Raw genomic sequence first — 14,229 nt, forward strand, 5'->3', positions numbered from 1 at the left:
CATGTGAAGTATTATAAGAAATTAAGGGAAGTTATATCACCACTATTTTAACAGGTTTTGCAATCTCCACCCTCTTTTTTAATCCCTAATTTCACTAAAATTGTTTCTAACAAACACCATTTAGTAAAAGCGGATTGAATTAAATTCAGTCCAATGAATACGGTAAACCACATCCAATTTGGATTGACATATACGGTTAACACAACGCTTAAAAGCACCATAAAACCAACTATAACTCTAAAGTATGTATTTAACATTTTAATTATTTTTTTAAGTTTATATAAATTTTTCAATAGGAACTACAATCGCTCTTACAGGATTGTTAGTTTCTAAATTTGTATTGAATTCTTTTATGAGTTTGAATAAAGCGTCAATATTTTCATCTTCAGTAAAAGAGAAAAACAGTTCAGAATCTGCTCCGCTATTTTCACTAGCAAACCAATTGGAACTTTGTATTACAGATGCAGAAGTTTTAAAGCCCTCAATATCAGACTCACTGAAATTATTGATTTGAGCTTGTTTAAATAATTTGATAACATCCTTTTTGTAGTAATCAACTACTGTTACTATGACTAGTTTCATTATTTTTGGTTTTTATTTTACAACCTGCAAGGTTCGTGTGCTGTACTTGTTTCAGTATCTAACCTTGTAGGTTTGTTTTTTGTTTTTACACCCCTAAAGTCCCCTCAAGGGGACAATCCACCTATTTGAATCCATCAATTGTCCCCTTGAGGGGACTTTAGCGGTATTTTTTTTATATCTGTCAGATTTTATAAACATGACAGGAAAACTTTATTCAGCAAAAGATTATTTATAATTCTTCTTCTCTATCATGTAATACACCAATGGTACTACTAACAAAGTCAACACCGTTGACACAATTGTTCCTCCCATTAATGAAATGGCCAAACCTTGGAAAATTGGGTCAAACAGAATAACAAATGCGCCAATTACAACCGTTCCTGCTGTTAATAAAATAGGTGTTGTTCGCACTGCTCCTGCTTCAATGGCAGCTTGTTTTAGTGGTACACCGTCTGCTGTTCTTAAGTTGATAAAATCAATGAGCAATACTGAGTTTCTTACCATGATTCCTGCTAAAGCAATCATTCCGATAAACGATGTTGCTGTAAAAAATGCTCCCATAAACCAATGTCCTAAAATAATTCCGATTAAGGATAATGGAATCGCAACCATCATTACTACTGGTGCTTTAAAGTTTTGGAACCAGCCGACAATTAAAATATAGATTAAGATGATAGCACCTAAAAAGGCAATTCCTAAATCTCTAAAGACTTCTAAGGTTATTTGCCATTCGCCATCCCATTTTACGGTGTAATCGTCCTCATATTCTGGTTGCCCCAAATACATCTCATTAATTTCATAACCTTGTGGTAGTGGAATCTCTTTCAATTTCTTTTCCATTCCTAAAATCGCATACGCAGGACTCTCTAACTCTCCAGCCATATCTGCCATCACATAAACCACTCGTTTTTGATTTTTGTGATAAATGCTTTTTGCCGCTGTATTTTCAGAAATATTTACCAAATCTGAAATCGGTACCATATTGCCTTGTTTAGATTTTACTTTTAATTGAGAGATATCCGTAATTGTCGATTTTTCCTTTTCATCTAAAGCCAATACGACACCTATTTGGTTAACAGCGTCTTCATCATACAAATTGGTAATAGCTCTATTGGATAAAGCCATATTCATAGTGTAAGCTATTTGCTGTGGTGCAACACCATATAACATTGCCTTTTCTTTGTTAATATCAAACTGATATTCGGTTTGGTCGTCTTCTACCATCCAATCTATATCAACGACATCATCTGTATGCCGCAATATCTCCTGAACATGATTTGCGACTCTAATTTGCTCATCATAGTCAGGTCCGTAAACTTCAGCAACAATAGTTGATAATACTGGTGGTCCTGGTGGTACTTCTACCAATTTAACGTTGGCATTATACTTTGCAGCTATTTCTTGAATATCTGGACGTAATAATTTGGCGATATCATGACTTTGAGCAGAACGGTCTTCTTTTGCTAATAAATTCACCTGAATATCTGCCATATTAGATCCACCACGTAAATCGTAATGTCGTACTAAACCATTAAACGTAATTGGTGCAGATGTTCCAACATAGTTTTGATAATTAACCACTTCTGGTCTGTTAGATAAGTATTGAGAAATCTCCTGAGCAACAACACCTGTTCGTTCTAGAGTTGTACCTTCTGGCATATCAATCACCACCTGAAATTCGTTTTTATTATCAAAAGGCAGCATTTTTACAGCAACCGAATTTGTAAAAAACAGTGCCATTGTTCCCAATAATACCGCAAAGGTCCCTAATAAAAACAACCATCGCTTTCCTTTACTTTCTAAAAGTGGTCGTTCAAACTTATTGTATATTCTGTAAATAAGCGTATCCTCAACGGCCTTTTCAGGCTTGTCTTCTTCTCCTTTCCCGCTTTCGGAACGGGCAGACTTGTCTTTCTCCCTTAGAAAAATATAACCCAAATATGGTGTAATCGTTAAGGCTACAAATAAGGATAAAATCATGGCAATAGACGCTCCAATTGGCATTGGTGCCATATATGGTCCCATTAATCCAGAAACAAAAGCCATTGGTAATACCGAAGCAATTACCGTAAAGGTTGCTAAAATGGTCGGGTTTCCAACTTCGTTAATCGCATACAAAGCCGCTTGTTTAAAAGGCAAGCGTTTCATTTTGAAATGCCTATGCATATTTTCGGCAATAATAATAGAGTCATCGACGACAATACCAGTAACAAATACTAACGCGAATAAGGTGATTCGGTTTAGCGTATAATCCATCATGTAATAACTCAACAACGTTAATGCAAACGTAATTGGTACGGATAAAAACACCACTAAGCCACCTCTCCAACCCATAGCAAGCATCACTACAATGGTTACTGCAATGATAGAGCCAATTAGGTGTAACAACAATTCTGACACTTTATGAGACGCTGTTTCTCCATAGTTTCTTGTGATTTCTACATGAACATCATCAGGAATTAAAGTCGAACGCAAATGGTCAACCTTATCAATAATAACTTCTGCGATTTTCATAGCATCTGCGCCTTTTCTTTTCGCTACAGAAATGGTAACCGCAGGATATTCAGATTTATATTCCGCAGATTTTTCCGCACCTTTTCCAAACCCTAAGCTCACATAGTTTTGTGGTACTTCAGGTCCATCAATAATCTTAGCCACTTGCTTTAAGTAAATCGGTTGATTTTGTTGTACTCCAACGACCAGGTTTTCAACATCTGTAACTGATTCTAAAAATTTCCCAGTATTCACTAAAAATTCAGTATCGTTTTTATCAAAACTTCCAGCACTTAATTGGCTGTTATTTGCTTTAATCATTTCAGAAACTGACAAGAAGTCCAATCCACTGGCTGCCAATTTATCTTTATCTAAAATCACACGTAATTGACGGTCTCTTCCACCTATTTTATGAGTAATAGCAACATCATTTACCTTTTTAATTTCGGCTTCCAATTCTTGAGCTATTTGGTTTAATTGGTAATCGTCATAATTCTCGCTCCACAAGGTTAAACCTAACATAGGCACATCATCAATAGCACGTGTTTTCACTAATGGAAACGTAACTCCAGCTGGCATTTGGTCCATGTGTTTATTAATTTCGTTGTACATTTTTACAAACGAACGCTCAATATCTTCGCCCACATAAAACTGCACGATGACCATGCCTTGCTCTTTCATAGACGTCGAATACACGTATTCCACACCTTTAATATTCGAAATTAATTGCTCTAACGGCTTAATCACTCGCGATTCTACTTCCGTAGGACTTGCTCCAGGATAACCCACAAAAATGTCTGCCATTGGCACGTCAATTTGTGGCTCTTCCTCACGTGGAATTAAAAACGAACTATATACACCAACCACCATAAATACAATCATTAACAACACGGTTAACTTAGATTGCATAAACACTTTGGCAATTTTTCCTGCGATACCTTCTTTCATATCCTATCCCTAACCCTCTCCTAAGGAAAGGGAACTATTACGGGTTCTTTTTTAGTTATTATTTATTTTAAATACCTACCAGGCTTTTGAAACCTCGTGAGAAACTGATGACTGCGACTGTTTACTGAATACTGTTTACTGCACACTGATTTTAGCTCCATTGTAAAGTTTTCCTTCAGCAGAAACGATATAAGCTTCATCTGTATTTAAACCAGATAAAACTTCTACTTGGTCGCCAAACGTTCTACCTAAACGTAACCAACGCAATAAAGCTGTGTTACTCTGACTTACCGTATAAACTCCAGATAATTGACCGTTGGTAACAATCGCTTCACTTGGAATTAAAACCATTTCCGATTTTGCTTTTCTTTCCACAGGAAATTGAACTGTTGTAAACATTCCTGATAAGATGTTAGCCTCTGTTTTGTCTAAATCGATTTTTACTAAATATTGTCCACCTGTATTTTTTGCAGATGTACTTACTTCAGCTACTTTTCCTTTTAAAGTTTGATTAATAGATTTTACTAAAACATCAACCGTAGAACCTCTTTCAATTTCAGAAATTTCAGATTCAGGTACCATTGCCATCACTTCAAAATTTTCTGGTGTCTCCATACTAATTAATGGCTCTCCTGGATTTGCCATATTTCCCGCCTCTACATTTTTACTTGTAATGGTTCCGCTAAATGGTGCCGTAATATTACTATAAGTGAATTGTGCGTTAATTTCGTTTTTCATTTGATTTGCCGATTCCAATCGTGCTTTTGCCATTTCAAAATTAGCCGTCATATCATCCATTTCTTTTTGAGAGGCACTATTCTCAGCAAATAAATTTTTGAAACGATTATAATCTTTTTGTGCATTGTTAAAAGCAGCTGTTGCTTCATTAATTCCTGCATTTACTTGTGCGCGTTTGGCTTGTAAATCAGCATTATTAATAGAAACCAATAATTGACCTTTACGTACTTTGTCTCCAACATTAACATGCACTTTATTAACATAACCCATCATTCTCGTACTTAAATCCGCACTATTCACAGCCTGAATTTTTCCGCTTACAGCCAAAAACGGACTGTTAGTATTGGTTTCCACCTGACTCGTTTTTACTGTAATTGCTGGTGAATTATCTTCAACGGCGTTTTTGTCTTCGCCTCCGCAACTCGTAAATAACAAGGCTAAAGAAAATGCTACTATGGTATATATTTTTTTATTCATTTTATGTCTTTTTTTAGTTAGATTATTAGTCTTTACTCTTGGTTCATTTATCTTGTTTCTCTTTTTATTCTTTTGTTAAAAACTGTAAATATGCTTGTGCGTAATTGTATTCAAAAATGGTTTGGTAATATTCTAATTGCTTTTGTGCGTATTGCGTTTCAGCAATTAACAAATCGGATGTTTTTTCCAATCCTTCCTTAAATCTATTCGTTCTTATTCTTAGTGATTCTTCAGATTGTTCTAAGGCTAATGAATTTAACTTTAGTTTGTTTTCAGCATCAATAAAAGCACGTTTTGCTTTGTTTAATTCTAAATTGCTTTGCGAAACGTATTGTTTGTATTCTAATTTCGATTGTTCATATTCAGCTTTACTTTTTTGCGCTTTTCCAAAACGTTTAGAGCCTTGAAAAATATCCCAACTTAATTGTGCGCCAAATAAATACCCATTGGCATCAGCTTGAAAAATTTGATCATCATACAACTCATAACTACCGAAAGCGTTCAATCGAGGTAAGAATGTCATTTTATCAGCTTTATTCATGGCTTTATAGGCATTGGATGCTAATTCCATCGCTTTAATATCTGATCGGTTTTCTGAAATTGTTTTGTCTTCCATTTCAAAAGTTGAAACCGTTAATTCATCTGTTGGTGTGTAGATCACGTACTTTTCATCATTCATTAAAAATGATAGATAATTAGAGGCATTTTGCACATTACTTTTTGCGGTTTGTAATTGATTTTGAACTTCAGTAACGCGCACTTCAACATTCAACACGTCGGCACGTTGCAAATACCCTTGTTTGAAACTATTATCTGCTAATCTTTTATTGGCATTGGCTGCTTCTAATGCTGTTTCTAAAACATCAACAGCTTTATACGCCAATTGTAATTGCATATAGGCTTTGTCAACTTCAAACGCTAAATAATCTTGAGTGCGTTCGGTCTTTAAAGACATGGCTTCCATTTTAGATTTGGCAGCCTTACGTTGGTACATGCCATCAAAATTGAGTAATGGTTGTTGAATTTCAAACTTTGTTGCGTAATTTTCAATCTGCGAAGGATCGTTTAATAATGCAGGATTGAAATCATTTTGCGTTAAAATCTCCTGGTTCAATTTAGACCCAAACGCCATCAATGGATTTGTAGTTGCTATAGCAGTATGACTTGCTGTGATGTTTGGCAGGAATACCGCATTGGTTTGCCTGTAATCTGCTCTGGCTTGATTGAATTCTTCTTCTGAAATTTTAAGGCTTGTATTTTTCTCAGTAACCTTAGTTTGTACTTCTATTTTAGATATTGGAACAAGTTCTTGTGCTTTCACAACAAATACAAAAGCCAAAAATCCTAATGTTATATAAATATGCTTTTTCATTAATTTTCAATTTATGGTGCAAACTTAGTTGAAAGTTGAAGTGATGTTTGTAACCAATGTTACTTGGCGTTCGTTTTTATGATTAGCTATTCTAATTTCAGGTTTTAGAAATAATGGAATGAGAATTAATAAAGCACATAGGATTGCAAAACCAACTGCTATAATTCTTTTAGTCAATTTCACTTTTATAATTTTTTGATAAACGGCGACAACGACTTTCCAGTGCAAAAGAATATGTAATACCAATAAACCAACCAAAATAAAACTCAATACAAGATGAACCGTTCCCCATTGATGTCTATCTAATCCTAAAAAATAAAGTTCTACGTTTTTTCCATAAACTTCCTTTCGATCCTGACCGGATAAAAGTGTATACTTCATTAGAAAACCAATACCAACAATTGCAGACATAAATAATGTCATGGTTGCATTTAGTATAAAATTCCAGAAGGATTTCCGTTTTGCTTTGACAGACTTTTTCATTGTATAAACACGTTTTTGACTTGTAATTAAAGGTATTTACAATACAAAAATGCTACAATGATATTCATCAGATAATTTATAAGAATAAGCCTAAAAAAACCACAAAAAAAAGAGCGCTTCAGAAATATTTTAATCACGGTTTAATTACATTGTTCTTGATCACCGGTAATAATTAAATCGAATTCTTCTTGAGAAAGAAACTGAGGTGCATAAGTGTTGCCACTATTTTCAATGCCATTAATAAAGCTTCGTAAATGATTTCTAGAACCACACTGTAGGTTTTCAAATACAGCAATTAAATCCTCATTTTCACTAGCATCTAAATATTCTTGTAAATCTTTGATATCTAAATCTTCTATTGTTGCTCCTATTTCCAAAGCACTAGCCACACTAAAAGCGCCATCGATTTCAAATTGATCATATAGATTTTGAAGGTTTTGGTTTTCAAATTCGCCAATGGGCTGTATGGCATATTCGATATTGTTCTGAATCAATAAATTTTCGACTAAATTCATATGTGCTTGCTCACTGTTTTTAATATTGGCAAACTGATTTATAGACCATAAATCATTTAAATAGGTATAAGTATCTCTGGCTAATTTTTCTTCTTCGAGCATAAATAACAAAGCAGCTTTATCATCTTCTAATAGAGTTTGGTTTGTTGGGTCAACATTAAAATCGTCATTATCATCGCTGCAAGAGGAAAAAATGACGACTGAAAAGACTAAAATTAATATAGGTATGACGCGGAACACTACTGGCTTTTTCATTTTCTTAAAATTTAGATTTATTAATAAATTTAGACAATAAATAGAAGACTATCAGTAACTTATGTTACATAAAAAAGGCACTTATAAATACTTATAAATGCCTTTTCACTAACCAACCAAAAACTGACAACCACATCAGTTTACTTTTCTCGAGCCTCCATGTCCTCCAGCAACAACAAGCATTATTTTTATACTCAAATAAATGAACTTGAAAAACTGAATGATCAGATTCATCATTTTAAATCTTTAATATTTTGAAATTAGGTTATTAAACAAGTTTTTGAAATGATATTAATCACTTCAAAATTCCGAATAAACTGATTAAAGACTTACTGTAAAGATGTTTATTTTCAACGAAAGCCATTGTAACTTTTGTTACCAGAACAAGTTAGAAACATAACAAAATTAGTTTTGAATGGCTTATTCATATTACATTTTAAAACAAAACTAAAATCAAGCTGATTTTGGAAGAAAACCCATTATGTATCCTGGCAGAAATTTTTCAGCATTTTTACCATTTAAATTTTAGACCTATTACAAAAAAAGAGGGTAGTTAATTATTGACTACCCTCTTTTCAAATATATAATTAAGTTTTAATTAATACTCTGTGTTATTGTCTTCATTAAGTTTGTTAGACTCTTCCGTGCTTTTACCTTTAGACATAAAATTAATTAGTATGCCTACCAATGTAATACAAACCAATGCGAAAATCACAATCATTACCACGCCATTGGTCCAACTATATAATGCTATTAATGAATTAATCATATTTAGGTTGATTTAGTTTTGATAGGGTAAAATTAAGAACTATAATTTTTTAGAAAGATGACATTTGTCAGTAATTACAAAAATATTCCTATTAATTTTTCTAAATGCCTGAATGATTAGACCATTTTTAAGCATTGTTTATAATATTTATAAGCTCTTCTTTTTGAAGAACGCCAGACTGCCTCCATACTTGTTTGCCATTTTTAAACAACAACATGGTTGGTACTCCTCTTACTTGATATTTTGACGCTAATGCTTGATTTTTATCCACATCTATTTTTATAATAGACACACGTTCACCCAAACTATCCTTCACTTGTTTTAAAATTGGAGCTAACATTTTGCACGGCCCACACCAGTCTGCAAAAAAATCCACTAAAACGGGTTCATCTTGGTTTATTAATTCTGAAAATTTACTCATACCTGACTTAATTTTTATTTATCGAAAGTGATACTCCAAATACCTCTTACTTCATTAACATCATAGCCAATGGCTTTATCCATAGGATATAAACTCCTTATTTTTGCTAATGTAGAATTTTCCAAAGTTTCATTTGGTTTTCCGTGGCATTGAAGACACATGGTATTCGTCGTAATCGGGTAATATACCCTTACGTTATCATCCGTTTCTTTTACGATCGGAGTTGCTTCTTCACTATTTGCCACCACTTTTTTAAAGGTTTTTATATACTCTAATTCTTCTGTATTTGCTTTATTATTCGGGTTTCTCGGCTTATCCGATACACGTTTGATAGTAGCATTATGCACAACAGCCATACTATCGGTTAAAGGATAAGCACGCTCATTACAAAATGCCAAGGCTTCTAAAGTTCCTTTCTTTTGAATCGTTTCCATTAAGTTTTTGCCTAAAACAGCTTTTGTCGTTAGTGCATACTTTAGACCACGTTCTCCATATGGTAAATCCTGCAAATTAGTTTGGGCTTGCTGGTTTTGCATTCTTTTTCCATTACCCATTCTATTTCCTTTTCCCTTTTCTTTCCCATTTCCCATACCTTGACCATTACCTCTCTCTTTATTAAAATGTGCTTCAAACCATTCAGGTTGTTCAATTTCGAAATCGTACATATACTCAGAAATTTGGGCAATGGTTTCCTCAGGAAAGGCTTGTTTCGGCATCACTCCAAATCGTTTTACAGCTCCAAACATTCTCGCGTCTTCTTCATTTGGGTTTTTAATCCATGCTTGCATAGATGCTATAAATTCTTCTTTTGTAGTATTATCATTTTTATAATGCTTTTTAATAGCAATCATAGGAGGACCAATTCTAATATCCTCAGTAGCCGTTGGACTATGACAGATGTAACAATTGGTTTCCATTAACTTTTTTCCTGGATGGTTAGATGCTTTAGAAGATTTATCTACAGAACTATAAGCATCATTGTTTTTTTTGCCGGAATTACAACTCATTAAAATCATCACTAAAACGAGCAATCCTATACCTTTTTTCATCTCAAATATATTTGAATAAAAGTACAACCATTTAGGTTTTTGTTACGTAACTTATGTTACAATCCACAATGGTGAACATCAAAGAAAAACGTATTTTTACTACCAAATATGGATTCACTCACACAAATCGTTTTAGGCGCAGCCGTTGGCGAAGCAGTTTTAGGCAAAAAAGTTGGTAACAAAGCCATTTTATATGGTGCTATTGCTGGTACCATTCCAGATTTGGATGTCTTTGCATCTCATTTTACAGACACCGTTTCGGCTTTGGCGATTCATCGTGGCTTTACGCATTCCATTGTATTTTCTGTACTCTTCGCTCCTATCTTTGGGTGGCTCGTTTCACGCTACGAAACCTATAAGGATTTTAAAGGTTGGTCTTGGCTATTTTTCTGGGCTTTTTTAACACATCCCATTTTAGATGCACACACCACTTGGGGAACACAACTATTTTGGCCTTTGGATTTAAGACTGGCATTTAAAACTATTTTCGTTGTTGACCCCTTATACACATTACCTTTTTTAGTGTGCCTGATTTTGACACTATTTCAAAAACGATCTTCGAAAAAAAGACGATTTTATAATAATTTAGGTCTAACAGTAAGTACTCTATATTTAGGACTGACTTTTATTTTGAAAAACGTTGCTTCATCTCAATTTGAAGACGCATTACTAAATCAAAATATAGCATACAACGAATTGGACACCAGACCTTCGCCGCTTAACACTATTTTATGGAATGCAAATGTGGAAACTAAAAGCGCCTATTTATTAGGCACTTATTCATTTTTTGATAGTAAAGAAATTAGCTTTGAGAGGTATCCTAAAAATCATGAGTTACTGGGAAGTCTCATTGAAAATGAGAACGTAAAACGTATGATTAAAATTTCAGAAGGTTGGTTTACCATAACCAAAACAGACGATAAATTGTACTATAACGATTTACGTTTTGGATTATTGAATTTAGAACCCAATTCCCAAGACTTTGTATTTAAATATGAAATTGAAGTTGATGACTCTGGCCATGTCATATTTACCGAACAAGAAAAAAACCAGCGCGACGGTAAAAAACTGATATCGAGTCTATGGAAACGCCTAAAGGGAAACTGACCAGCTTCAATCTACTTGCCTCTTAACCATTTAAATTCATTCGTTCTTATGACATAGCCAATCCGTATCATGCTTTGGGATTGTTGATAATTCAATAAGCCTTCAGCCTGGCCTACAAACCATTCTAGCATGAGGTATTGGTTGGAAATATTATTGCCAAATGGATTGAAATAAACACGCGTGCGAACAGAGCCTTTTGGGTCTAAGTTTAAGCCTTTTCTAAAGCGTAAATCAAAAAACAGTTTGTCTTTTTTTATGATATGAGACAGGTTAATCTGTCCTAAACCTACATATTCCAGTAAATCCGGATTGCCTTCTTTGTATGTTAAAGGTACCCATACCTTAAATCTACCGATCGTGTTATTAGCGACTTTTGTTGCATATTCCAGGCTTATTCTATTCCAGCTTCTGGAAGCAATACTATCCCTTCCGTTGGATTCGTGTTCAAAAGATAACGTTCCAATACCTTTTAACTTCTTGTCTTTATCATAAAAAGCTTTTCCTACAGCAATAGAAGGATTAAAATTTATATCACTAAACGGAAAGGATTCTTTGTAGATATTCCAGAACGATTTTTGAGTATAGGTTAAAAACAAATAGGTATCCCAAGGCAATTTACTTCGGGTCAATATTTGCTTAAAACTGATTTGATATTTAGCATCTGACGTGCTTCTATTGATGGTTTTATTGGTCGGAACTCCTGTAATAAAATAATTGTCCTTATGAATTGAAAAATAAGGTAGCTTAGCTATAGAATCATTTAATTCTTGTTTGGAATAAGCTTGGGAATTACAGTTTAGGCATATAAAAAAGATAATTATAAAGCCAAACCCTTTAATGAGGCGCTGAGTATCAAAAATTTGTTTCATGTGTTGATTATGAGTCTAATGCATTTCAATTTTCTATTGCAAAAATAAAGACCTGAAAACGAAATGCTTAACGCAAATACCATTGAAAGTATCTTTAAAAGATGAATTAAAAATTATGCGAACTATCAATTTCATAAAATCTCAATGCAAATGAGTTAAAACTATTACAAATAATGCTACCTATGTCCTTCACTAGGCATTTATCTTTAAAAATCAATTTTAAATCAAAATTAGATGTTTTTAATAAAAAGATGATTATTTTAAGATTGATTTTCAAATTAAGGCGTCGCTATTATGGAATTACCTATTATACTGGTTTTCATTATCATCGGAATTAGCATCTTGCTCTTTATTACGGAATTATTTCCTGTAGATAAAATTGCATTTTTCATTATAGTGGCTTTGGTATTATTACAATTAACAACGCCAGAAGAAGCCATTAGTGGTTTTGCCAATTCTGCTACAATTACCATTTTAGCGTTAATGATACTCGCCGTTGGACTTGAGGAAAATGGTGTGATTCAATTGCTTTCCGATGGTATAAAGAAACTGAAGATTTTGCCGCTTATTCTGCTTACGCCTGCATTTATGATTATATCCGCGAGCATTTCGGCATTTATCAGTACAACAGCAGTCGTCATTATTTTTATTAAAATCATCACACAATTATCTGAAAAATACGGTTTCTCATCGTCCCGATTATTAATGCCGATTTCTTTTGCCGGTATTTTAGGAGGTAGCTGCACCTTAATGGGAACGTCTACCAATCTTATCGTGAATTCCATTGCTAAAAAACATGGTGTAGAAGCGTTCAGCTTTTTTGAGTTTTCCGTTTTCGGAATCATATTCTTTGTAATTGGACTTGTAATCATGAGCATCGCTTCAAGGTTTTTACCGAAAAGCAAACAAAGTGACTTAAGAAAAGATTACGATCTTGAATCTTATGTATTCACGATAAAAGTAACTTCCGATTCACCTTTAATCGGTAAAACGTTTGGATCTATTCATTTTTTGGATGATAATGAAACCAAAGTTTTGAAATTAATAAGGGACAAGCAGGTTATCAATGATCCAGGAAAATACATCAAACTAATAGCCAGGGACAATCTGGTGGTTATGAGCAATATAGACAATCTGCAATCCTTAATTAAAAAAAATGGTTTTGTACTCAATGAAAAAAGACAAAACCATCAGAAAGAGAATTATGGCGATGGTATCGAAGAACCAAAAAGCGATATGAGTTATATCGAAGTTCTTATTCTTCCTGGTTCTAATCTTATTGGTAAAACATTAAAAGCTTTACGTCGAATTTCGTTTCAGGGTGCATTTCCTATTGCGATAAAAAAACGAAAAAATCTAAGGAACACAAGAGAACGCTTACTGAGAAAAAATATAAAGGATATTAATCTTAAACCAGGTGATCGCGTCTTACTTGAAATGCAAGAGCATAAAATTTCAGAATTATATGAAATTGAAAATATCGCTATACTAAACGAACATGAATTTAAACCCAATGTTCCAAATTCCAAACGCCTCTTGGCATTACTGATTTTGTTGATTGTGATTACGTTGGCAGCAACGAGTTTGCTAAGTATATTATCGGCTTCCTTAGTAGGCGTTGGCGCTATGCTCCTAACGAATATCATTCAACTAGAAGGTGTTTACCAAAAGGTCAACTGGCAGATTATCTTTTTATTGGCTGGGATGATTCCACTTGGAATTGCGATGACCAATAGCGGAGCCGATACTTGGATATCGAACAATCTGCTAGCTGTTATGGACGGCCAACCACCACTCATCGTATTAGGTTTGCTCTTTGGGATTACCATGATTTTATCTGGAGTCATTTCGAATAATGCCACAGCAATTATCATGGCACCAATCGCAATAGCTATTGCTAGCGGCTTAAGCTTAGATATTAAACCCTTTTTATTGACGGTAATGTTTGGTGCTAATTTTAGTTTTTTCACGCCTGTTGGCTACCAAACCAATACGCTTATTTATGGTACAGGTGCATATAAATTCAAACATTTTTTAATTATAGGTGGTGTTTTATCCTTAACACTTTGGATTGTGGGAACACTACTTTTATCAATGCAATTATAATTATGATAATCCTTATTCAAAATTCTAAAACCCAAGACATCGTTC

13 protein-coding genes are annotated in these 14,229 nt (G+C 33.9%); 2 read left to right on the plus strand and 11 right to left on the minus strand.

From position 1 onward, the window contains the following. Positions 1–47: 47 nt before the first annotated feature. The 10 genes from HM990_RS09320 to HM990_RS09365 all read right to left on the minus strand — a co-directional run bounded on the left by HM990_RS09320 (position 48) and on the right by HM990_RS09365 (position 10,102). Positions 48–257 (minus strand): YgaP family membrane protein, encoded by a 210-nt coding sequence (locus HM990_RS09320; protein WP_178988673.1) that lies wholly within the window; start codon positions 255–257, stop codon positions 48–50. Positions 258–276: 19 nt separating this feature from the next. Beyond that, the gene (locus tag HM990_RS09325) at positions 277–582 is read right to left on the minus strand and encodes a hypothetical protein (RefSeq protein ID WP_178988674.1); all 306 of its coding nucleotides are present in this window, start codon (positions 580–582) and stop codon (positions 277–279) included. 225 nt (positions 583–807) lie between these two features. Next, a complete protein-coding gene (locus HM990_RS09330; RefSeq protein WP_178988675.1) occupies positions 808–4,023 on the minus strand; it encodes an efflux RND transporter permease subunit in 3,216 nt (1,071 codons plus the stop codon). Between the two features lie 135 nt (positions 4,024–4,158). Then, entirely contained in the window at positions 4,159–5,238 is a 1,080-nt protein-coding gene (locus HM990_RS09335; protein ID WP_178988676.1) for an efflux RND transporter periplasmic adaptor subunit, read from the minus strand. A 64-nt stretch (positions 5,239–5,302) separates the two neighbouring features. Continuing rightward, on the minus strand, positions 5,303–6,610 hold the full coding sequence (locus HM990_RS09340; RefSeq protein WP_178988677.1) for a TolC family protein: 1,308 nt from the start codon (positions 6,608–6,610) through the stop codon (positions 5,303–5,305). A 24-nt stretch (positions 6,611–6,634) separates the two neighbouring features. Then, positions 6,635–7,093 (minus strand): DUF4405 domain-containing protein, encoded by a 459-nt coding sequence (locus HM990_RS09345; RefSeq protein WP_178988678.1) that lies wholly within the window; start codon positions 7,091–7,093, stop codon positions 6,635–6,637. Positions 7,094–7,233: 140 nt separating this feature from the next. Beyond that, on the minus strand, positions 7,234–7,863 hold the full coding sequence (locus HM990_RS09350; RefSeq protein WP_178988679.1) for a DUF2202 domain-containing protein: 630 nt from the start codon (positions 7,861–7,863) through the stop codon (positions 7,234–7,236). 598 nt (positions 7,864–8,461) lie between these two features. Beyond that, positions 8,462–8,632 (minus strand): hypothetical protein, encoded by a 171-nt coding sequence (locus HM990_RS09355; RefSeq protein WP_178988680.1) that lies wholly within the window; start codon positions 8,630–8,632, stop codon positions 8,462–8,464. 127 nt (positions 8,633–8,759) lie between these two features. Next, positions 8,760–9,053 (minus strand): thioredoxin, encoded by a 294-nt coding sequence (trxA, locus tag HM990_RS09360; protein WP_178988681.1) that lies wholly within the window; start codon positions 9,051–9,053, stop codon positions 8,760–8,762. A 14-nt stretch (positions 9,054–9,067) separates the two neighbouring features. Beyond that, entirely contained in the window at positions 9,068–10,102 is a 1,035-nt protein-coding gene (locus tag HM990_RS09365; RefSeq protein ID WP_178988682.1) for a c-type heme family protein, read from the minus strand. A gap of 108 nt (positions 10,103–10,210) precedes the next feature. Here HM990_RS09365 and HM990_RS09370 point away from each other — a divergent pair, with 108 nt between their 5' ends. Continuing rightward, positions 10,211–11,209, plus strand: a complete 999-nt coding sequence (locus tag HM990_RS09370; protein ID WP_178988683.1) for a metal-dependent hydrolase — start codon at positions 10,211–10,213, stop codon at positions 11,207–11,209. Between the two features lie 11 nt (positions 11,210–11,220). Here the strand turns inward: HM990_RS09370 and HM990_RS09375 are convergent, their stop codons facing one another. Next, positions 11,221–12,078, minus strand: coding sequence for a phospholipase A (locus HM990_RS09375; RefSeq protein ID WP_178988684.1), 858 nt, complete (start codon positions 12,076–12,078; stop codon positions 11,221–11,223). A gap of 294 nt (positions 12,079–12,372) precedes the next feature. Between HM990_RS09375 and HM990_RS09380 the strand changes: the two genes are divergently transcribed. After that, positions 12,373–14,184 (plus strand): SLC13 family permease, encoded by a 1,812-nt coding sequence (locus HM990_RS09380; protein WP_178988685.1) that lies wholly within the window; start codon positions 12,373–12,375, stop codon positions 14,182–14,184. Positions 14,185–14,229: the final 45 nt, after the last annotated feature.

Source organism: Winogradskyella schleiferi, from assembly GCF_013394655.1.
In the GTDB taxonomy this organism is placed as follows: Bacteria; Bacteroidota; Bacteroidia; order Flavobacteriales; family Flavobacteriaceae; genus Winogradskyella; species Winogradskyella schleiferi.

What these genes read in the sequence shown, in the direction of transcription:
- HM990_RS09320 (WP_178988673.1), bottom strand. Translation starts at nt 257, where the DNA reads ATGTTAAATACATACTTTAGAGTTATAGTTGGTTTTATGGTGCTTTTA.
- HM990_RS09325 (WP_178988674.1), bottom strand. Translation starts at nt 582, where the DNA reads ATGAAACTAGTCATAGTAACAGTAGTTGATTACTACAAAAAGGATGTT.
- HM990_RS09330 (WP_178988675.1), bottom strand. Translation starts at nt 4,023, where the DNA reads ATGAAAGAAGGTATCGCAGGAAAAATTGCCAAAGTGTTTATGCAATCT.
- HM990_RS09335 (WP_178988676.1), bottom strand. Translation starts at nt 5,238, where the DNA reads ATGAATAAAAAAATATATACCATAGTAGCATTTTCTTTAGCCTTGTTA.
- HM990_RS09340 (WP_178988677.1), bottom strand. Translation starts at nt 6,610, where the DNA reads ATGAAAAAGCATATTTATATAACATTAGGATTTTTGGCTTTTGTATTT.
- HM990_RS09345 (WP_178988678.1), bottom strand. Translation starts at nt 7,093, where the DNA reads ATGAAAAAGTCTGTCAAAGCAAAACGGAAATCCTTCTGGAATTTTATA.
- HM990_RS09350 (WP_178988679.1), bottom strand. Translation starts at nt 7,863, where the DNA reads ATGAAAAAGCCAGTAGTGTTCCGCGTCATACCTATATTAATTTTAGTC.
- HM990_RS09355 (WP_178988680.1), bottom strand. Translation starts at nt 8,632, where the DNA reads ATGATTAATTCATTAATAGCATTATATAGTTGGACCAATGGCGTGGTA.
- trxA (WP_178988681.1), bottom strand. Translation starts at nt 9,053, where the DNA reads ATGAGTAAATTTTCAGAATTAATAAACCAAGATGAACCCGTTTTAGTG.
- HM990_RS09365 (WP_178988682.1), bottom strand. Translation starts at nt 10,102, where the DNA reads ATGAAAAAAGGTATAGGATTGCTCGTTTTAGTGATGATTTTAATGAGT.
- HM990_RS09370 (WP_178988683.1), top strand. Translation starts at nt 10,211, where the DNA reads ATGGATTCACTCACACAAATCGTTTTAGGCGCAGCCGTTGGCGAAGCA.
- HM990_RS09375 (WP_178988684.1), bottom strand. Translation starts at nt 12,078, where the DNA reads ATGAAACAAATTTTTGATACTCAGCGCCTCATTAAAGGGTTTGGCTTT.
- HM990_RS09380 (WP_178988685.1), top strand. Translation starts at nt 12,373, where the DNA reads ATGGAATTACCTATTATACTGGTTTTCATTATCATCGGAATTAGCATC.